The organism is Leptolyngbya boryana PCC 6306, from assembly GCF_000353285.1.
GTDB lineage: Bacteria > Cyanobacteriota > Cyanobacteriia > Leptolyngbyales > Leptolyngbyaceae > Leptolyngbya > Leptolyngbya boryana.
The window spans coordinates 355,376-375,318 of record NZ_KB731326.1 but is presented as its reverse complement, the minus strand read 5'-3'; the positions used below and the strand labels follow the sequence as shown (position 1 = coordinate 375,318).

Annotated in this window: 21 protein-coding genes and 1 riboswitch; of the genes, 7 read left to right on the top strand and 14 right to left on the bottom strand. The window is 46.8% G+C overall.

The genetic code is table 11. The annotated features are described in order from the left end of the window. Positions 1-76: 76 nt before the first annotated feature. From LEPBO_RS0135065 to LEPBO_RS0135050, 4 genes are all read right to left on the bottom strand, one after another. Entirely contained in the window at positions 77-1,249 is a 1,173-nt protein-coding gene (locus LEPBO_RS0135065; RefSeq protein ID WP_026149158.1) for a hypothetical protein, read from the bottom strand. A 19-nt stretch (positions 1,250-1,268) separates the two neighbouring features. After that, complete coding sequence (locus LEPBO_RS41470) at positions 1,269-1,460, bottom strand: CbtB-domain containing protein (RefSeq protein ID WP_071596271.1); 192 nt, start codon at positions 1,458-1,460, stop codon at positions 1,269-1,271. Between the two features lie 21 nt (positions 1,461-1,481). Continuing rightward, positions 1,482-1,632, bottom strand: a riboswitch (cobalamin riboswitch). Positions 1,633-1,943: 311 nt separating this feature from the next. Beyond that, positions 1,944-3,461, bottom strand: coding sequence for a two-component system sensor histidine kinase RppB (gene rppB, locus LEPBO_RS0135055; RefSeq protein WP_242049424.1), 1,518 nt, complete (start codon positions 3,459-3,461; stop codon positions 1,944-1,946). Positions 3,462-3,578: 117 nt separating this feature from the next. Then, positions 3,579-4,517 carry an NAD-dependent epimerase/dehydratase family protein gene (locus LEPBO_RS0135050; protein WP_144056480.1) on the bottom strand — a complete coding sequence of 313 codons (939 nt, stop codon included), beginning with the start codon at positions 4,515-4,517 and terminating at the stop codon, positions 3,579-3,581. A 394-nt stretch (positions 4,518-4,911) separates the two neighbouring features. Here LEPBO_RS0135050 and LEPBO_RS0135045 point away from each other — a divergent pair, with 394 nt between their 5' ends. Continuing rightward, a complete protein-coding gene (locus LEPBO_RS0135045) occupies positions 4,912-5,847 on the top strand; it encodes an RNA polymerase sigma factor, RpoD/SigA family (RefSeq protein WP_017292261.1) in 936 nt (311 codons plus the stop codon). Positions 5,848-6,113: 266 nt separating this feature from the next. Here LEPBO_RS0135045 and LEPBO_RS39540 read toward each other — a convergent pair whose 3' ends face one another. The 5 genes from LEPBO_RS39540 to LEPBO_RS0135015 all read right to left on the bottom strand — a co-directional run bounded on the left by LEPBO_RS39540 (position 6,114) and on the right by LEPBO_RS0135015 (position 9,601). Then, complete coding sequence (locus LEPBO_RS39540; protein ID WP_190711076.1) at positions 6,114-6,977, bottom strand: FkbM family methyltransferase; 864 nt, start codon at positions 6,975-6,977, stop codon at positions 6,114-6,116. 137 nt (positions 6,978-7,114) lie between these two features. Beyond that, positions 7,115-7,810 carry a two-component system response regulator RppA gene (gene rppA, locus LEPBO_RS0135035; RefSeq protein ID WP_017292259.1) on the bottom strand — a complete coding sequence of 232 codons (696 nt, stop codon included), beginning with the start codon at positions 7,808-7,810 and terminating at the stop codon, positions 7,115-7,117. An 8-nt stretch (positions 7,811-7,818) separates the two neighbouring features. Further along, positions 7,819-8,298 (bottom strand): DUF2808 domain-containing protein, encoded by a 480-nt coding sequence (locus LEPBO_RS40680; RefSeq protein WP_017292258.1) that lies wholly within the window; start codon positions 8,296-8,298, stop codon positions 7,819-7,821. Between the two features lie 273 nt (positions 8,299-8,571). Further along, positions 8,572-9,054: a DUF2808 domain-containing protein gene (locus tag LEPBO_RS0135020; protein WP_017292256.1), complete on the bottom strand. Its 483-nt coding sequence runs from the start codon at positions 9,052-9,054 to the stop codon at positions 8,572-8,574. Positions 9,055-9,277: 223 nt separating this feature from the next. Then, complete coding sequence (locus LEPBO_RS0135015; protein ID WP_036047179.1) at positions 9,278-9,601, bottom strand: hypothetical protein; 324 nt, start codon at positions 9,599-9,601, stop codon at positions 9,278-9,280. A gap of 376 nt (positions 9,602-9,977) precedes the next feature. Here LEPBO_RS0135015 and LEPBO_RS0135005 point away from each other — a divergent pair, with 376 nt between their 5' ends. From LEPBO_RS0135005 to LEPBO_RS0134995, 3 genes are all read left to right on the top strand, one after another. Beyond that, positions 9,978-10,322, top strand: a complete 345-nt coding sequence (locus LEPBO_RS0135005) for a hypothetical protein (RefSeq protein WP_017292253.1) — start codon at positions 9,978-9,980, stop codon at positions 10,320-10,322. Between the two features lie 30 nt (positions 10,323-10,352). Then, positions 10,353-11,381, top strand: a complete 1,029-nt coding sequence (locus LEPBO_RS0135000) for a F510_1955 family glycosylhydrolase (protein ID WP_026149155.1) — start codon at positions 10,353-10,355, stop codon at positions 11,379-11,381. 76 nt (positions 11,382-11,457) lie between these two features. After that, positions 11,458-11,916, top strand: coding sequence for a hypothetical protein (locus tag LEPBO_RS0134995; RefSeq protein ID WP_017292251.1), 459 nt, complete (start codon positions 11,458-11,460; stop codon positions 11,914-11,916). Positions 11,917-11,968: 52 nt separating this feature from the next. Here LEPBO_RS0134995 and LEPBO_RS0134990 read toward each other — a convergent pair whose 3' ends face one another. Together LEPBO_RS0134990 and LEPBO_RS43810 are read right to left on the bottom strand one after the other, a co-directional pair. Beyond that, the gene (locus LEPBO_RS0134990; RefSeq protein WP_017292250.1) at positions 11,969-12,469 is read right to left on the bottom strand and encodes a transposase; all 501 of its coding nucleotides are present in this window, start codon (positions 12,467-12,469) and stop codon (positions 11,969-11,971) included. 184 nt (positions 12,470-12,653) lie between these two features. Then, positions 12,654-12,752: a helix-turn-helix domain-containing protein gene (locus LEPBO_RS43810; protein ID WP_199326377.1), complete on the bottom strand. Its 99-nt coding sequence runs from the start codon at positions 12,750-12,752 to the stop codon at positions 12,654-12,656. Positions 12,753-13,302: 550 nt separating this feature from the next. Here LEPBO_RS43810 and LEPBO_RS0134970 point away from each other — a divergent pair. The 3 genes from LEPBO_RS0134970 (at position 13,303) to LEPBO_RS39525 (ending at position 16,203) form a co-directional block, all read left to right on the top strand. Further along, the gene (locus LEPBO_RS0134970) at positions 13,303-14,421 is read left to right on the top strand and encodes a cysteine synthase family protein (protein ID WP_144056479.1); all 1,119 of its coding nucleotides are present in this window, start codon (positions 13,303-13,305) and stop codon (positions 14,419-14,421) included. Then, the gene (locus LEPBO_RS0134965) at positions 14,418-15,767 is read left to right on the top strand and encodes a hypothetical protein (protein ID WP_017292246.1); all 1,350 of its coding nucleotides are present in this window, start codon (positions 14,418-14,420) and stop codon (positions 15,765-15,767) included. The genes LEPBO_RS0134970 and LEPBO_RS0134965 overlap by 4 nt, the downstream gene beginning before the upstream one ends. A 190-nt stretch (positions 15,768-15,957) precedes the next feature. Beyond that, the gene (locus LEPBO_RS39525; protein ID WP_051077917.1) at positions 15,958-16,203 is read left to right on the top strand and encodes a hypothetical protein; all 246 of its coding nucleotides are present in this window, start codon (positions 15,958-15,960) and stop codon (positions 16,201-16,203) included. A gap of 352 nt (positions 16,204-16,555) precedes the next feature. Here LEPBO_RS39525 and LEPBO_RS0134955 read toward each other — a convergent pair whose 3' ends face one another. The 3 genes from LEPBO_RS0134955 to LEPBO_RS0134945 all read right to left on the bottom strand — a co-directional run bounded on the left by LEPBO_RS0134955 (position 16,556) and on the right by LEPBO_RS0134945 (position 19,938). Further along, positions 16,556-18,007, bottom strand: a complete 1,452-nt coding sequence (locus tag LEPBO_RS0134955) for an IS1182 family transposase (protein WP_017292245.1) — start codon at positions 18,005-18,007, stop codon at positions 16,556-16,558. Continuing rightward, positions 17,950-18,729, bottom strand: coding sequence for an alpha/beta fold hydrolase (locus LEPBO_RS39520; protein WP_017292244.1), 780 nt, complete (start codon positions 18,727-18,729; stop codon positions 17,950-17,952). The genes LEPBO_RS0134955 and LEPBO_RS39520 overlap by 58 nt, the downstream gene beginning before the upstream one ends. Before the next feature lie 105 nt (positions 18,730-18,834). Beyond that, positions 18,835-19,938 (bottom strand): PepSY-associated TM helix domain-containing protein, encoded by a 1,104-nt coding sequence (locus LEPBO_RS0134945; protein WP_026149154.1) that lies wholly within the window; start codon positions 19,936-19,938, stop codon positions 18,835-18,837. Between the last annotated feature and the right edge of the window lie 5 nt (positions 19,939-19,943).

Here is a 19,943-nt window from a genome sequence, read left to right as displayed (position 1 = left end):
TCAAACCTGTGTTGTGAGTTGGGTGCGTTGTCTTCTTAGTTTGAATCCCAGCACAAATCCAACCCCAACAACGTAGTCAATATGGAAGTTGCTGTCTACGTCGAATGCCGAATCCAGCCAGTAGACCTACAACAATCAACCCTGTGAAATAGACTAATCCAGTCAAGCGAACCTGAAGCGGAGGTGTTACCCCTTCAACTTCGATCGTTTGCTCAACTTGGAAGGGCTGAAACTTCCGAATCGCGTTAGAACTAGGGAAAACTTCTACCTCAATTCTATGTGGCGCACCATCAAAAAACTGCTGCTGCCAGCTAAATTGTCCGGTCGTATCATTTAGCCCTTCATAAGCAAAGGCATTCCAGTTGTTTTCAAGCTGAGTTGTTGTTACTTTTAGCTGGACATCTGAGACAGGCTGCTTGGTTTGGGAATCAATCACGTTCACTTGCAAGCGAGCAGGCTGACCGACGATCGCGCTTTTGTCTCCGGTTAATCGCATCTCAAGTCCTTGAACTTGTCTGACGGCTGAAGCATCTGATTTCGGAGCAGTTTCAGCCATGTGCGACATTGGCATCGACATCCCGGACTGTGCCATTTCTGCACTGACGTTGACATAGAGAAGCGCTGCGATCGCAACAATTACTGCCCCACTCAGCAACAATCGAACCCGTTGTGGCGCAATTTCTCCAGGCTGAATCAATTGCCGTCCGCCGATGATCCAGCCGCCCACTAATCCAACGATGAGTAGGACAGCGGCTAAAATGGCGAAATTGCGATACTTAATCCAGTTCTCAGGAATCGAGAGCGTTAGAGTTTGCTGAAAAGGTGTAAAAGCATTGGCGGTCTGTGGAGTCACATTAACTAATAGCTGGTAAGTGCCGCGAATCGGGAAGGTCTGCTGAAGCTGCACTTTGCCTTGGGGCGCGATCGCATCGATATCTAATAGCTTTGTACCTTCAACAATCGGAAAGTCTGTCGTAAACCAGGGAGTTTTAGACGGTGTGAGAATCTGTATACGGATTTTGGCATTGGTCAAAGGTTGACCGTTTGCATCGATCGCTTCGAGTGTGAGACGGGCAGGCGGTTTATGGGTTTCCGCTTCTGCCTCAAATGGAGCGAGTTGGGAAATGGACGGATCAGTTGTTAGGCGAATCGTTGATCGTGGAGTCTGAGAGAATCCCGTCACTCCATAGAACATCAAGCTCATTAGGCAAGTCGCGCTAATGAACGCAGAAAGCTTTAATTTTGGCATTACGACCTCACAAGTATTGTTAATGACAAGAAACCATCAGCGTGCGATGTCGAAGAGAATGCACCTTGTCATGAGCCGCTGGATATGTAGTGAAGTAGACTGTCCAGAGAATTAAAGCACAAAGCGAAACATAGAGCGTTGCTTGTACGGGCTTAGACAGCGTGAAGCAAACGGCTCGTTGAGAAAAAGACGAATGCGATCGAGTAATCATTCTGTACCTCGCAGATGAATTGGAACGTGAAGTAAATCGGCGGGCATCCTGGCTGATCAATCTCGAATTCATGACTGATTTACAGTTGCGGGACAGCGTTGGACTTGCACCAAACTTTCCCCTTTACTTCTGACGGCTGCTCCCCATCAGAACCGATCGTGTCTGTTAGTTTAGCGCGATTTTGGCGATCGCTTTGATTTTTTAATTTTTCTTCGGTTTAACAAGTGCAATCGCTCCTACCTCTCTCGAATGGCAAGGCAACGGTTTTGATCATCCAACTCTTTAGAAGCATGAAACTCGTCTAAACTGGCGAGTCGCGACAAAAACGATGAAGCAATTACTGATGGAAATTGTCTAACCGACCAATTTCATCGGCATCAGCCAGTTTTGATGCTGATGAAATTGAATCAAAGCAATGCTCAAAATTCAATTGACCAAATGCCCGGAATTTCACGAAGATTTGAGAAAGCGCGATTTTCCTGACTAGCTGCGTGAATTTTTTAGTGGAAGCTGAACTGTAAACTGACTTCCTTTTCCTAGTTGGCTCTGAACTTGAATCTTTCCGTGATGTGCATCTACAATGGCTTGAGCAATTGCAAGTCCAAGTCCTGCACCGCCTGTGTGTCGAGAGCGATCTGAACTGACACGATAAAAGCGATCGAACACACGCGGTTGATCTTCTGCGGCAATTCCGACCCCTGTATCTTGCACCTGAATCAGTGCGGTTTGATCTTCAACCGACAATCGAACAGTCACTGTCCCTTCAGAAGGGGTGTATTGAATTGCGTTTGTGATGAGATTGGTAACCAGTCGGTAAAGTTGCTCTTCATCGCCGATGATATTCACGGGTTGATGAACGGTTAGTTGTAGCTTCAGTGTAATGTGAGCAGAAAGCGCAAATGCTGCTAACTCTTCGACTAAATCTTGCACAACATCATTGAGGCAAACCACCTGACGCTTGATCGGAAAAACTTTGAGATCCATGCGGGACAACATGAGTAAATCTTGCACGAGTTGAGAAAGCCTTGCATTTTGTCGTTCGATCGTTTGCAATGTCCCTTGTGCTTCAGATAAGCTCAGTGGCGTTGTCTCTAATGTTGCCTCAACCGTGGCTTGAATTGCTGCAAGCGGCGTTCTCAGTTCGTGAGCAGCATCAGCAGTAAACTGTTGAATCTGTTGATAAGAGTCATACACTGGACGCATCGCGATTCCTGCCAGTCCCCAACTTGCTGCACCGATTACTAGAATCGCGATCGGCGTTCCTAACAAAAAGAAGATTTTCAGGGATTGTAGATGATCATCATAGCTTTCGAGCGTTCGTCCTACCTGTAAATATCCCCAAGACTGTCCGGTTGAAGTTTTTAATTGTAATGAAACCTGGTGGTAGCGTTGTCCTTGATTGTCAACAATCGTTCGCCAAGGTTGCGTTTGAACTTGAGGTGTGGCTTGTGGAGGGGTATTCACTGTTCCTATGCGCTGCAAAGAGAGATTAAGAAACTGAATGTAGTACAAATCTTGAGTACTGACTCCTAAGACGTGAATATGTGACGACGGTGGCGGCGTTTTACATGCAGTCTGACTGCGGCAGAGACCGGGTAAAACCTGCTCAACGCGATCACTCAGTTCTCCCGGTTTGTCTAGGATCGGCTCTAAGCTATCGTGTAATGTTCCTGCGAGAGTTTCGATTTCATCGTCGATCGCAGTCCAATGCACCTGTGCTAAATGAAGATAGATAGCAATTCCACAACCGCTTAAAATTAATCCCATCACGCCTGCATACCAGGCTGCGAGTTTCAGACGAGTTCGATTAAACAGTTGGCTTTGGTGCATGGAATTGAATGAGTGCTGACCAAATGATAGCTTGATTTTAAGAATAAATTGAGTGACCGTATCGTTGAAGTTTGCTAACATGATGCGCGAAGATGAATCCAACTCTAAAGCTAACGCTGGAAGAGAAGCGTGATACCCTAAACCATTAAACTTCACGCTGCTATAATACATTGCTAGCACTGCACAAGCACCTGAAACAGCCTAGCGATTCTCAATATTGGCGCTATCAATGCAAAATAAAATCGGTGTGAAACGCTCTTTGTTTAGAACGAACGACAAAGACATCATTCAACTTGTACAACAAGCAGGATTGTTGTAGTAATTGGAATACCACTCGACCGTTTTCGCTAACCCCTCTTCTAGAGAGACTTTAGGCTGCCAGCCAAGCTTTGTAACTGAAGACTCTATGTTAGCAATGCGGACTTGTTCCATCGGTCGCTCAGGTAAGGCTCCAAATAAAGGCTGAATGCTAGGATTGACCAGTTGATTGATGTGATGCACAACACTAGAGATCGGCGTTAATGTTCCAGAGCCAAGATCAAACATATCGCCTTCTACCCCTGGCGCTTGTGCTGCTGCAATCAGACCTTCAACTACATCCTCGACGTAAATCCAATCGATCTGGCGTTGACCGCTACTGAGCTTCGGGGCTTCTCCTTTTAGCAAAGAGAGTGTAACATAGGGAATTAACTTGTCAAAATTCATTTGTGCAGGTCCATACACTAGAAACACGCGCGTTCTGACGATCGGTAACTGATACAAATGCTGAAACATTTGAGCATAAGCACTGCTTGACCATTTTGCAGCAGCATAAGGCGAGGACGGAATCGGATCTTCCCCTGCATCGGGTTCTTCTAACGATCCTGCTAACACAATTCTCCGTCCGCTAAATTCAGCCATTAGCGTCAACAAGTTTACTGTACTAACAAGATGGCTTTGCAATGTAGAAACGACCGCATCAACTCCGCGTGCGCCAGTGACATGACCTGCTAAATGAAAAATAGCATCCGGTTTTACCTGGGTAATAATTCGCCGCATATCCTCGAAGTTCGCGACATCTCCCTGTAACCACCGAATTGCAGAACTGGAAGATTGTTCAACGCGAGAGACACCGTAAACTTCTACTTGATACGCCTGAAGTCTCTGACAGAGATGCCGACCAATAAAGCCACTTGCCCCAGTTACTAAAACCTTTGCGCCTGAGAGAGGGATTGATGAATTAAACATAGAAGGATTCAAAGAAAGAGGAGCTTGAAATTTCGCTGTTAGAGCCAGTGAGCAGCCCAAAAAAGTAGACTGCAACACAGCTAAATTTAAAAGCTTTGAGATGCGATCGTAACGAAGTAGTCTGTTTCTGAGCTACCCCACTAAGTCTTAGCTTAGAAGATCAAAATGAAAATAAGATGAAATATAGGAGGAAAAAGAGCTTGCGCCTAATTTACTGTTCTTGATCTTGGATGAAATAGAGAAAACAAAATTGGCACTCAAAGTGAATGGTTCTCTTCTAAAGCACGATCGGGTTTTTCATCCTCGTTTCATCTCGATCTATCAGAATATGGACTGAAAGTTAATTGCATTGCTGATTTAGACGGCTAGTTCGAGTGAAGTTTTTATGAGTAAGATGGCTCTGAATTCAATTGACCTTTATCTACAAGAAATTGGTCGTGTTCCCCTGCTGACACCTACACAGGAAGTGGAATATGGGAAACAAGTGCAACTGCTTGTCAAGCTTCAGCAAGTTCGAGAAGATTTCATACAGCGTCTTCACCGAAATCCTACTATGGAGGAATGGATACGTGCTGCTCAACTTTCTAGCAGCCAACAGTTAGACCAGATTCTGATCGAAGGTGAATCTGCCAAGCGAAAAATGATTGAGGCGAATCTTCGATTAGTGGTTGCTGTTGCAAAACGCTACCAGAAGCGTCACATGGATTTGCTTGACTTGATTCAAGAAGGAACGCTCGGTCTAGAGCGCGGCGTAATTAAGTTCGATCCGAGTCGAGGCTATAAGTTTTCTACTTATGCGTACTGGTGGATTCGTCAGGGAATTACACGGGCGATCGCATCTCAGTCACGAACGATTCGCTTACCCAGTCATGTAACTGAAAAACTCAACAAAATTAAGAAGGCACAACACGAATTAGGTCAGCAACTGGGACGAACAGCAACTCTGCTTGAAATTGCTCAGGTTGTGGGTTTATCTTCCGCTCAAATTCGAGAATATCTGGCATTTGCCCGTCAACCTGCCTCGCTCAATCAGGTAATTGGAGTCGGAGAAGCAAAGGAGGTCGAGCGACAAGAACTATTGCCTGACGAGAGAATCTCACCCGATGACTACGTGACTGAAATAGCGCTGTGTGAGGAAGTCATTGATCTGTTAAAGCAACTACCTCTACAACAGCGTAAAATTCTAAGCTTACGATTCGGATTAGAGGATGGTCAAGCACTCTCTTTGTCTCAAGTTGGTCTGCGTTTGCAGTTGAGCAAAGAGCGTGTTCGACAACTAGAACGTCAAGCGCTGGTAGTCTTACGACAGTGTGTAAGTTCTCAACCTTAGTGAGACATTAAACAAAATAGTGGAGTCAATAAGTTCTATTGCAAAGGGTTCCGGGGACAGCAAAAAGGCATGTTCTAGACCTGTGTATTTCATGCAAGAACAAAAGTGATTGTTCGCTACTCTTGTTTGTACAGTGCTTGAGCCTGTCTACTGTCCAAACTATGTTCTGGTCGCAAGCTCTTGAACTGCTTGGGTTAAACTATTGAATCAGTCTTTTGACTGGGTTGAATCTACGCCTAGCTTTTTTCGATTCAACGTTCCAAATTCTACTTCATTCGTGAGGTGATGGATCTGCAGACCGTTAACTCTCCGAATGTAGATTGTAAATAACGATAGTTTTCCATCGCTCTGAAAAATTCAGCTTCACACGCCTCGCCATGCAACTCAATTACAATATTCTTGACAGTTGGTAGCCAGCCCTCTGTGTTCGTTGAGAACACAACTGCCTCTGATCCTTCGATGTCTACTTTAAGCAGATCAATTTGACTCGCTCCAGATTGATGTAAAAGATCTTCAATGCTGACCGCATATAAATCTGGCAATTGATCAGCTTGACACTCCTCGACCTGCACAGCCCATTCGCCTTCTGGACTGGGACAAACTTTTAGACCCGTCGCATGAGACCAGACCCCCGATTGAATTAGCGAGACTGATCCCTTGTAAGGTGCAAGATTCTTCTTACAGAGTCGAAAATTTTCTGAATCTGGTTCGACTGCGACAATACGAGCGTTTGGATACTGATTAAGCAAATAAAGTGATGAATAGCCGACATTCGCGCCACAATCAAAAATCAAAGCGGGTGGATCAATCTCTGTTAAACAAGCATATTCCTCTAGGAGGAAAATCTGGTGAAACACTTGATGATCAGTTGATCCGTATCTCAGAAAAACGGGAGCAGAGTAGCCTCTCAGGTGCAATTTTGCGAACTTGTCTTTGAGATTTAATCCAAGTCGCTTAAGTAAGGTTAGTATTGGTGCAGGCAGAGGCTTGTACAACAGCAATCCACGTAGTCCTGTTAATTTAAAGACACAGTAAAATATGTCAATCTTACGCAAAAAACTGTCTAGCCATGAGCTTGAACCTTGTTCTAGCAGTTTATATGCTCTCATTCGAGCTTCGTGTGTCAACATTGCTGCTTCCTCCTGATTAGTCATTAGAATTGAGCGGATACACAGATCAAGGCAGTATGCAACCGTATTTTGACAAGATCGACAAAATCTGTTGCCTTTATCGGTCTAGAACATCACCGGATTTCCCGTCTAGGTCGTTAATTGCTCTCAGCATTCAAACGGTAGCCGAGTCCATAGACGGTCTCGATCGCACCATTCACGCCTTGATCTGCCAGCTTACGTCGCAGTAATCGCATTTGGGCTGCGACCACGTTACTGGAAGATTCTGAGTTCACTGTCCATAGATGATTACGAATCTGCTCGGTGCTGACAATCTGATTCGCGTGTTTCATCAGATATTCCAGCAACTGAAATTCCTTCGCAGTCAAAATCACTCTCGTTGCAGTTTCTTGTGACTGTAGTACTAAGGTTGATGAACCATAATCGAGCATCAGCGAACCGACTTGCAGATTTTGCGGTTGAATCTGGGGCGATCGACGTTGTAATGCTCGTAATCGGGCAAGCAGTTCAACCATACCGAAGGGTTTGACCAGATAGTCATCGGCTCCCGCATCGAGTCCGGTGACGCGATCGTTCAAACTATCTCGTGCCGTTAACATCAACACAGGAAGCGAACTGCCTTGAGCGCGGAGCCGTTTACATAGCTCGATTCCAGACAGTCCCGGTAGCATCCAGTCAATCACTGCTACTGTATACTGCATTTGGGGCTGTGTTAGATAGCTCCAAGCCTCTCTACCGTCTTGTGTCCAATCGACGATGTAGCGATTGCGAGTGAGCGTTTTCTCGATCGCCCTGCCTAAATCGGGTTCATCTTCGACAAGCAAAATCCGCATCGCCTTGATTATTGGTAAGTTTGAATTCGTGCTGTTCCGAGAGGAATTTCTTGAGCAGACCCAATCGTTTTACCATAGATTGGAAATAGCCAAGTACGTCCGATTAAATCAGAAGTTCTAACGTTGTTTAGATCAATTTCGATCGTTTCTCCAGCGGCGATGGATGGTGCAAATGCGATCGCAACCTCTTTCTCACTCAATGAGGTATTCGCATTCAGCGTTTTTCCAGTTGTATCAGTGACTGTTGCTTGACCAAATCGAATTTGTGCAGGTGCATTCTCAGGAACCTTGACACGAATCTCAGATAATGGAATGGCTCCGACTTGAACACCGATATGATAAATTGCACGAGTGACTTTGACGCGATTTGGATACGCAACGCTGTGAATCACGGTCTTTTCTTTTGAGATTGGCATCTGCGCGAGTGCAGAGGAAATGGTGGCGGTAAGCAGTACTGTGACTGCTGCGGTCAAGGTGAGTCGTTGCATTTGTGCTCTCCAAGCGATCGTAGAAACTTAACTGTTTCTATTTTCTAGAATGGCACTCGAAAATGAAACGAGGATGAAATATGACGATGCTGATTTGAAAGAAAAGCCTGAAGCCCCTGCATCTAGGGGTGACTTCAGGCACATTGTCTATGGTGTGTTACTAACGTGATTCTGTTCCCTGAAGTAATCAGTGCCACTAAAGCTAAAAATATCAGCCGAAAGTGAAGCCAGTATGAAAGGACTTCAGTGATGTCTACCTTTGAGAATCAGTTGCTAAAGTCGGGTGCCAAAGTCATCAATCCGAATCACGCCGAGTGGAATATCTGCATTGAGTCCGACAAGTCTACTCTCTAGCCCAAATAGCCAAATTCGGGAATCAGTCAGGGCATGAACATTGCTCATGTTGATTTGAATTGTCGTATCGGGTTCAACAGGTTGAGCAAACGCGATCGTCGCTTTCTGCCCATTCATCGTGAGAGTTACATCTAATGGTTTGCCTGCTTGGTCTTTCACAGTGATTTGCTGACTAAGGCGCAACTGTTCAGGTGCATCGATTGTTAGCGCCGACAATGCTCGACCCATAACGTGAAGTTTGAGAGCATAGCTTTTAGGCTGAAATCTTGCATTGTTCATGCTTCCTGCCGCGCTAACGACGTGGGGAACTCTGGTGTTTCCGGCAATTCCTGCGGCTTGAGCAGTGGGGGCAAATGCAACAGACGCTAATACCAGAGCGCCAGCATACATCAGTTTTTTCATGAGTGTTCTCCTAGTTTAAAGCCTTTAGAATCGTTGGTAAGTGATTCATCTGTTTACAGTTTGGCAAGTGAAAATGAAAACATGATGAAAAGATAATTAATACTAAAAAAATCAGTAGTTTTATAGAAAAAAGACAAAAAAGCGATGCTTGTGACATCGCCAATGAAACACTTGCTAAGCTGAAGCGTTACTTTATGCTACCTATAGTTCGTTGAACGATCGACTACCGCATTCCTCCCTCACAAATTTGTTGCTCTGCAAATGCTCTTTGCGCCATTGCACCAGCAGTAACAGGTTTCAACAGACAGGTTGAGCGAGTGAATTCTGAGGTCGATCGCTGTTCGATCAAACCCTGCGAATTGTTAGAGGTAGGGGGTTGTGGCGCAGGTTGCTCTCCGCCTCGGTTGTGCTGCTGAATCACTTCCAAGCGCCGCGTTGCTGATTCTCCTGTTGTCCCATTTGCTGGAACAGGTTCTTTCGCATAAGCAGCAGAACCAATCGAAGCGATCGTCAGCATAAATGCAGATCCAAAAACTAATGTCTTCATCACCATTCTCCTAAATAATCGTGTCTGAAGTAGCAGTGCTTAGGTAGTGCTCGTCACTTTGCTACTTCTCGTTTGAGTCCTATTAACATCCTGACAGGCGATTGTGAAATTGTGATGAAAAGGAGCATCCAGAAGATGGAACGAATTTTTACAGGCTTTATCAAACCGCGTTAGCATTGCGACAGGATAGAGTTGCTGAGAGTACTTGTATGTTTTTTGCAGGTCGCTCATTCCGCCATCAAGCCCAGTATTGTCAGGGATATTACAAAGTGCAACAAAGTTCTTGACTCTAAAGTTAACTTGAAGCTTTAGCATGAGCAGAGACACTGAAAAATCGTTAACGTAAAGGGAAGCTAATTTCAACTGGAGTCCTACAATGAAAGACTTAGAACCCCAAATTTCTCCAGACCAGTTTCCAGAAGTGTTTGCGTTGGCGGCTCGGCTACAGGCGCAGCGGCAGCAGCAGTATTCTTTGTCAGAGCTAACCCAAATTGGCGCAGAAGCAAACATTCAGCCAGAGTTTATTCAACAGGCAGTGCAGCAGATTCAAGCGAAACAGACTCAAACTTGTCAGTGGCAGCAAGGGCTGAAAGCGGGGTTGATTGGTCTCGGTGTTGTGCTGGGTTTTGGGACGCTGTCGGCGGGCTATGTGCCCTTTGTCAAAGGTCATTGCGGCTCGATGATGCAGGCGAGAATTCATCATCAGGAACAGCAGTTTTAGTTGAAAGTAAGGTTAGGAGAAGTTAAGACAATGAGCCAGCCAAAATCCCCGGAACGCTCCATGAAGTGGATGACGATCGCAATGATTGCTTGTTGCGCGATTCCGATTGCGATCGCGCTGTCTCTCGGTGGCGGGTTGGGCGTACTCCTCGGTCGTTCTACTCAGCAATCGACTTCTCCAATCTCCACGAATTCAGCACAAAATCCGCCTCAATCTCAACCGAGTACGACAAAATCAGGTGTGTCCCTGCAACCCGCAGAGAATTGGCAAGCGGACAATCATGTTCATGGTTTAGCAGTGAATCCGAAGAATCCCAAAATTCTCTATGTTGCTACACATAATGGATTGTTGCAGCGCTCCGAAGCAGGGCAATGGTTCTGGATGGGCAAGCAACGGGCAGACTACATGGGCTTTACGGCTGACCCAACCAACGAGAACCGTTTTTACTCCAGTGGGCATCCTCCAACCGGAGGCAATTTAGGATTTCAACTCAGTGACAATCAAGGGGAAGATTGGCAACAAATTGCTCTGCCCGGCGTAGACTTTCATGCTTTAGCCATTGCTCCCAGTAACCCCAATGTCTTTTATGGATTTCCCGCTTCTGGTGCCGAAGGAATACACCACTCAACCGATGGTGGCAAAACTTGGGTACAGACCCAGATGAAAGGGCTAGAAGCGGCTCCTTTTGGTTTACACGTTGATCCGCGTAACGCTGACCATGTGTTTGCAACTACTCGCGCAGGTTTGTATGAAAGTCGCGATCGCGGTGAGACTTGGAGCGCGATCGCTAGTACTCAAAATGCGCCGATCGCAGGGTTAGCGCTGTTAAATTCAAACAACACCGTGATGATCGGCTATCGTGTAGTTCAATCCGATCCGGGTTTGTACCGAAGTAACGATAATGGCAAAACCTGGGAGAAATTAGGAGCGGGCACTGAAGGACTAATATTGCAGGTGGCGATCGCGCCTAGTAATTCCCAAATCATTTATGCTGTTAATGAAAATAACGTAGTGTTTCAATCCCAGGATGGTGCTAAAACGTGGACACGATTAGGCTAGTATCGTTTGTGAAAACACAGGATCAGAGGCAAGTTCTCAACGACGGTCAAAATGCTAGATTGCCATTAATTGTCGTATGCTAAATCGTTGGTTCAACTTACCAGAGTGGAATGTTGGTATCTTCTCATTTCTGCTGAATTTTGTTTGGGAGATTCAACAAATGCCGTTTTATCAGATTCCGGCTGAGTTCTCTCATTTAGATATGATCAACGGATGTACGCTTGCGACCGTTGGCGATGTCGGCATTTCGATCGTGGCTTTTTGGACAGTGGCAGGAATCTCAAAATCGCGCCAGTGGGTTCATCGATCAAGGCGCTGGCAAATTAGCAGCTTCATTCTAGTTGGCGTTGTGATCACAATTATCTTTGAAGCTCTAGCGACCGGAGTGCTTAACAGATGGAAATATGGTACTTCGATGCCAACACTTCCATTCCTCGGAACTGGACTGCTGCCGCTATTTCAGTGGGTGCTGCTGCCGCCGCTTGTAGTCTGGTTTATCAAGCGTCAACTCTCTGAGCCTAAACATAGTCACTGAAGCTAGGGCGTGGTTTAAAACTGGTGTAGTCTGGCAAAAATAAGGCAGCAACTTAATGTGGCTGAGGCGCAAAGCCCCGAAACTTCCAGTTGAACGGCTTTGCCATCGTGCAATTGAAGTAACGAATGAAGGCTTGAATCTGATGCTTGAGATCCTCGGTTGAGGTAAAGTTGCCACGTCGAATGAGCCGTCTGACTAAGATGCTAAACCAACATTCAATTTGATTCAGCCAAGAGATATGTTTAGGCACATAGACCAAGCGAATGCGATAAGTTGAATCGCTCAAGAAAGCAGATTGCGAAGCCATCGAGTGCAGAATGCCAGACTTGCCCTTGATGCCCAAATCCAGGTCTAACTGGCAACAGGCTGCCACCAGTCGGACTAATGAAGCGGATTGATGGGTGTTGAGTTGATCCAGGACAAAAATCCAACTGGCTTCTGGGTTTATCTCAATCGTGTTGGCAAGATGGTTGGCAAAGTCGAATTCATTGCGAGTTGCTCCGATTGAAACTTGTCTAATGCCGCCCTGAGCATTCTGCCAATTTGTAATCAAACTCAGGGTTCCATGTTGAGTGTAATCAAACTCTCGGAGTTTCAGTTTTCGCTTGACGCATCGGTTGAGTGGGGACTGAGCGCTCCAAGGCTTGAATCCCAGTCATCTCATCAGTACTCACCAGATGATTGCCGTGTGCCGCGAATCCTGAAGCGTGTTCATACAACTGGCAGACTGCTTTGACCTATTGCGGGTCTTCACATGCTAAAGCCACAATTTGCACCACCTGCTCCAGATTAAATTGAGCAGGGGTTCCAGGTCGGGCTTCGTCCTGAAACATCACAAGAATGACGGCTCGCAGGGCTGGTTCTGCGTCCTCTGAAGACTTCGGTTTTACTTATCTGAGCTTGGTGCTCAAGCCAGCGCTGTCGCCAGTGGCGCACTTGCCACGATCTAAGTTCAATAGCTGAGTGCTCTCACTGTTCGTTCAGCCCCGCGCTGCCGAGAGAACCAGTTGCGCTCGGCGCACTAACCGATAGGGATTTGTCGTTTGTCGCACGATTTGTACTAACACTTGCTGTTGCATCGTACTTAGAACAATCACACTGGCTTTTGGGTTAGCATGGTAGATCAATTGAGACTGACCTTTTCACACTACCAAAACGTCAAAAACAACTCACAAAACTGAGGATTTCTTTTCGCTTTTCTGCACTAGCATCTTAACGGACGAATAGTTTTTTTGTCGAGCGCCTCGAAAACTGTCCGAAGTATTGTACTAAGTTACCAAAGAAAGGGAAATATCTTCAGGGTTAATTGCTCTAACTTTTTCATCACCATTTCATTTTCGTTTGTCAAGATAGCAAAAGGAAACGTTACAACGTTACGAAATGCTGATGACTCAGACACATCTCTTTACTTCTCAACCCTCAAAGACCTTGCCACCTAACCGTTCTTTTCTTGTTCCATCTCCTCTCTTTCCAGATGTGACAGATGCCCTCGGTATGGTTCCCATTGTTCGTTTGAATCGGATGCATTCTTTGTGCCAGCAGCATGATTTCTATCTCAAACTGGAGTCTTGTAATCCTGGCGGCAGCATCAAAGAGAAAAATGCAGCTTACTTAATTCGTGACGCAGAACAGCAAGGACTGCTGCATCCTGGCGGGACGATCGTTGAATCGAGTTCGGGCAATTTTGGGATTGGACTCGCGATCGTTGGCGCTGCTCGTGGCTATCGCGTCATGATTGTGATTGATACCAAAACGTCACCCACAATTCGGCGAATGCTGCAAGCTTATGGAGCAGAATTAGTCGAGGTTCCGTTAAGTGCAGCCGATGCTCAAGGATCGATGCAAGTCGCACGAATGCAAAAGGCGCAAGCACTGGCTTCTGAGATTCCGGGTGCTTGGTATCCCTGCCAGCATCAAAACCCGACTAACCCAAATGCTCATGCCTGCTTCACCGCACGAGAAATTGAAGCTGCATTCCAGGGTGCGCCGGATGCGATCGTCATTGGTATCAGCACAGCCGGACAACTCAGCGGCATCGGACGATTCTTTAAGCAGCGCTATCCTAAAACGCGCGTGATTGGGGTAGATGTTGCTGGATCAGCAATCTTTGGTACACCCCGTCATCCTTACAAAATGACGGGGTTGGGGCTATCCTTCATCCCACCGAACTTTGACCCACAGATGCTTGATGCGGCTTACTGCATCACCGATCAAATTGCTTTTTCAGTGTGTCATACCTTAGCTCGGCAAGAGGGCTTATTACTCGGTGCTTCAACCGGAGCCATTGTTGCAGCAGCATTAGCCGATGCTCAACAGTTTGCGACTCCACAACGGATGCTACTGCTCAATCCGGATCGAGGCGATCGCTACTTAGAAACGATGTACAACACAGATTGGTTAATGCAACAAAGCATTACACTCTTACAGGGAACTGAACTCACTCAAACCATTCAGTCCCTCCAGTCGATTCCTTTAACAGTTGTGCGCCGGAGCGAGGTTGCATGAAGTCTCGGTTACGGTTTAGCAAATTTTTGAATCCTGCCAGTTCACAGGCTTCAAGTCATTCTGAAATCACGATGGCTCAACTCTGGCGGGAGTTTTTGCCGCTTTCGCTCAGTGATGTGACTATGGCATGTGGCGATCCGCTGATTACAACCACGCTGGCTCACTTGCCGGATGCTCGGAATAATCTAGCGGCTGTGGGAATTGCAAAAGCCCTAGCGGTGTTTTTTGAAAGTCCCATCATCATGATCCTCCATGCCTCCAACGTCTTAGCGCCGACTCAAGCCTCTCGCAGGGCATTGTGGCAATTTGTTTTGGTGTCTGGCGGCGGATTGAGCGTGTTGTTAACCCTGCTGGGAGTGCCGATCGTATTTGAGGCAGTAGGCGATCGCCTCTTAGGAGTACCCAGTGAACTCTCTCCATTAGTTCGCCAAGTTTTATTACTCATGGGGGGATGGGCTTTCGCGATCGCGTGGCGACGCTATTTCCAAGGTTTGCTCATCCACGCAGGACACACTCAAGCAGTAGCACAGGCAAGCTTACTGCGTCTGGGAGCAGTCGGCTTAATCTTGGTTACTGGATTCATGCTGAAATTGCCTGGAGCAGTATTAGCAGGGTCAGCGTTAATGCTGGGCGTGATTGTCGAAGCGATTTCAGTGACCGTTGCGGCAAAGCGGCGTGGTGTGCTGCGACCACCAAACAATGAACCTGTAACAAGACCTATTGCGTTACCAGCGACTTTGCCGCAAGTTTGGAAATTCTACTATCCACTGGCGAATTCGATGCTTGTGGTTTGGGGTGGGCGGGCTTTGTTAATTAGTATCATCGCCCGTGCTCAGGATTCGACTCTCGCGATCGCAGCCTGGTCTGCCGCTTGGGGATTGGTGTTGGTGATTGCGAATTCAACTCGAATGGTACAGCAAATGATCATTAAACATCGGGGAAAAGTGAGTGATCGTCGTCTCTTGACCTTTGCGCTGACTGTGGGTGGAGTCTGTTCGGGCGTGTTGCTGTTGATGAGTACAACAGCCATCGGTGATCAAATGATTCAAAGCTTTATTGGCAGCGATCGCGCGCTCGTGGATCGCATCAAGCCTGTATTACTGTTTTGTTCTGGAATTCCACTCCTCGTTGCATTGCAAAATGCCACACAAGGTTTTCTGGTGGGAGAAGGGCGCACTGGGACGCTGAACCTCGTGACTTGGATCGGAACAGGAGCATTGTTAGCAGTTGCAACAGTTGCAGTGCAGTCGGGCATGGGTGGAGCAATGGCAGCTGCGATCGCAATGGTGGTCGCAATGCTGATCGAAGTCTCTTGCCTTCTACTCAAGCGGAAGCAGCTAATTTAGTCGCACTGAACGCTGAGTACGACTAATAACAGAGTAAAAAGCCTGAAATTTCTGAGATTAACTATTTTCAGGCTTTTTCATTCAAATGAGAGCCTTCATATTACCTAATTCCATCCTCTATCTTATCGAATTCCGGCTGAGTTCTCCCACTTAGATATCATTAGAAACTGTACGCTTGCGACCGTTGACGATGTCGGCATTTCGATCGCGGCTTTTTGGACAGTCGTGGGAATTTCAAAATCTCGTGTTCCATCAACCGAATCGCTGGCAAATTAGCAGCTTTATCCTAGTCGGCATTGTGATTGCAATTATCTTTGAAGCTTTGGCAACCGGAGCGCTCAACAGATGGAAATATGGTACTTCAATGCCAACACTTCCATTTCTGGGAACTGGGCTGTTGCCGCTACTTCAGTGGAAGTGCTGCCGCCGATCGTGATTTGGTTCGTCAAGCGTCAACTGTCTGAGCTTAAACAGAGGAGCACGAGTAAAATTTTTACCTAGCTTTGTCTCATTGCCTAAGTCGTAAAGCGTTCGGCTTGTAGAATCTGGTACAAATTAACCTTTGGCTCAACCAAGCAGGTATGTCCACTGCGCGGCAAGACAACCACTTGAGCAGCAGGAAAAATTTTGTTTAGACGTTGAGCTTCTGCAACTGATCAGACTGTGTGAAAACTCAGAAAGCTGCGCCAATCGGAATTTTTCTTTTCTTGGTGAGACTCGATGACATTTCCCCATCAACAATTATTCCTAGCGGTCTGAGATCAGGGATCTCCCATTACGAATCCTACTCATTTACCGTTCTTTTTTCTTGCTAACCCGGCAAGCATCGCTTCAACTCCTAAAATGTTGAACACTCGTTTCAAGTTGTAGCTCAAAATCGATAAACTCATCTCGCCCCTAACCTTGGTTAGCCCACGACACAAGAAGTAGCCCTGATTCATTCCTCGTTTCAGCGTTCCAAACGGATGTTCACTCATCTCCCGTCGCTGTCGCATGATTTGCGGATTCGCTTTCAATCGCTCCCGCATCTCCTCCAGTAAATGCTCATCTATCCAACGCGAAATCTTGCGTCCTGCTGGGTTCGCTGTGCAGTGTTCTCTCAGTTCGCAGGCTCGGCATACTGAAGCCGACCGCTTGTAGTGTCGCTTCAGTCGCCCTTTTTCGACCGACTCATACCGAAAGGTCAATCGTTCGCCTGCGGGACACTCATACTCGTCTGCTTGAGCATGATAGGTAAAGGCTTCTTTGGTAAAGCGTCCGAGCGGACCATTCTTCGAGGTCGGAGGCTTGGCAACATAGGGAGTCATCCCAGCATCGACGCATTGCTTCACATTCTGAGCATCATAGTAGCCCCGATCTGCGACGGCTTCGATTTCCTCAACCTCCATCGCTTCCTGAGCTTGCAATGCCATAGCTGCAAGCCACAATTGATCCGTCACATCATTCGTTACCTCATGCGCCACAATCAGCTTGTGCTTTGCATCCACGACGGTCTGCACGTTATACCCGACCACTGTACCCGTTCCTCCGACCATGTAACGGCTGTCCGAGTCGGTGAGCGAGATTTGGGTCTCTCCTTGTGCAATCATCTCGGCTTGAATCGCTTCGTGCGTCGCTTTGCGTTTTCTGAGTCGCTCGAGTTTGTGGTGGAGTCGCTCCGTTTTTTCAGGCTGTACGGCTGCCATTTCGGCATCCTGTTGCTCCAGATCTTTCAAGTAGCGCTCAATCTCTTCATCTACGCCCTTGAGAATGGCTTGAAGTTTTGCCATACCAAAGTTGCGGTCTCGACTGTTGACTGCCACAAACTTGCTGCCATCGATGGCAACCAACTCACCCCCGAACAATTCCAATTCTTTGCATAGCTTCGTAAACTCCCGGCACACTCCGCGCAGGGCATCGCTGTGAACTTTGCGGAAATCTGCAATCGTTTTGTGGTCGGGGCGCAATTGCTTCAGCAGCCACATCAATTCCACGTTCCGATGCGTTTCTCGCTCCAAGCCTCGACTCGAGCGGATGCGATTGAGGTAGCCATACAGGTAGAGCTTGAGCAGATCGCCAGGATGATAACCGGGTCTCCCTTCCACCGCTGCTGTGGCTCGTTCAAACCCTAAGGCGGCTAAGTCCAGTTGATCCACGAACGCATCGAGAAAGCGCACGGGATTTTCAGCATCGATGTATTCATCTAAAGTCGGCGGAAATTGCACTTCGCTGTGCCGATTTTGCCCTTGAATATGAGGCATCGGGTTGACTCGTCGAAAACACTGTTCCAAGGTAGCTCATTTGTACTTTTTCTAGAGTTTTCACACAGTCTAACTGATGGCAGCAGTCGATCCGCCTGACTCGCAATCAGTAAAACAGGCTGGGTGAAGCGATCGAGGAGAGTTTGATCAATCCGAAACTCAATTAACTGTGATAGTCGATACTCAGCCGTTTTTTTCGGTGCAACTTGGGCAGCTTTCCAAAGGATTCGCAGCCTTGCCAGTGGAATGCGGATGAGCGCGGAGGTTAACCATAGGATGACGATCGGAGACAACCTGTAAAGCAGTGGTGGTGTCCAAGCCATCAGGCGTGGACTTTGCTTCAGCCAAGCAACCCGATGAAACGAAGAAGCACAGTTAACCAGAATCAAGCGTTTCACTAAATGCGGAGCGCGTTCGATCAATTTCAAGGCAAGACAGCCTCCTAATGATTCACCACATAGATAAACGGACTGTCGCGATACTGTTTCTAACTCTGCTTGAATCAATGCGATCGTGCTTTCTGTCAGTTCCTCCCAGGGCATAAAATTTTCAGGTGGAATCACAAGACAACGAACATCGAAGCCCGCTGCCAAACTTTTGGTTTCAAGAGAAAGCAACTCTTTGCCTGTTTCATCCATTCCAGGTAAAAAAACCAGCAATGGATGCTTTGAGTTTGAGGGATGAGGAGCCAGGAAATAGAGATCACGACTAGGTTCGATCATTACATTAGCAATTCGTTTGTGTGCCACTAAATTTTAAGCGATAGATAATTTCAGACATCGAGTTTTATCGTACACCAAGCATTTTTATGAAACTCTTTCCTTCTCTCACTTGCAAGCTTTTGTTTTGTACCGAGGCTTACGACATCTCCACATAACGAAACCTGTGGCTAATAGAATAGTGGGAGCTAAGCCAACAAAAACATAAATAATCCGAGTGGGTAGCCCACCAAAAGTGCCGAAATGGAGAGGTGTGAAAGCGTCTACAACCTGATCGCCGAGGCGAAGATGGCGCGAATCTCTCACTTGTACTACTTCGCCTGTATAGCGATCGATGTACACTCGGCTACGAAATAAGTCGCGCTCCTCTGGAAATTGTTTGTTGATTTGAAACACACCATCGGAAGTAGCGGGTAAGTTGACGTAGGTAGTTTTAGTTCCGGGGAGTGCAGCATCTGCACGCTGTAGAACCTGCGTTAGCGTTACGGTCGGGGTATTGGGGATGAATTTAGATGTTGCCTCGATTGGTTGAGGGGTAAAAGTAGCGGCATAAATGAGTGGATCGACTTGAGGATAGAAGTTCCATCCAAAGCCTGTAATTCCAGTCAAAGCTAAAAAGATTGCCGCAACTATTCCGATAACTTTGTGAATATCAAAGTTGACGCGCTTGATATGCCCATTCCATTTAATCTTGAAGCCTGAAATCAGTTTGCGCCAACCCGACCACAAGCAGATTCCAGTCAGGCTCAGAATAAACAACAACAATGCAGCAATGCCCGCGATCGCGATTCCTGCATCTCCTGCCGCTAAAGTATAGTGAAACATCAAAAGAAACCCGGTCAGCGTGCGATCGCGAATTCGCTCTCCGATAATCTGTCCAGTGTAAGGATTGACTAGCACTTCTAGATCGGGTTTGTTGGGGGACTCGATTGTGACTCGCATTGCGTCATCAGGTGTGATGGGGGTGTCGATGCCACGAACCGCCCAATCGGGTTTAGCAGATTTGATTTTATCTACGACCGATGGAATCGAAACCTGCTGCGACTGCGGCACAATGTTGCCAAACTGAGCATGAATCAAAGCGCGATCGAGTTCAGGTTCAAAGACGAGCAAGCTGCCCGTTAGCCCAATTACAACTAGAATCAATCCAACGGCAAGCCCAACATAGCGATGCAGAGTAAACACTAATTTGCGGAGACGTATAGGCTGCATATTGA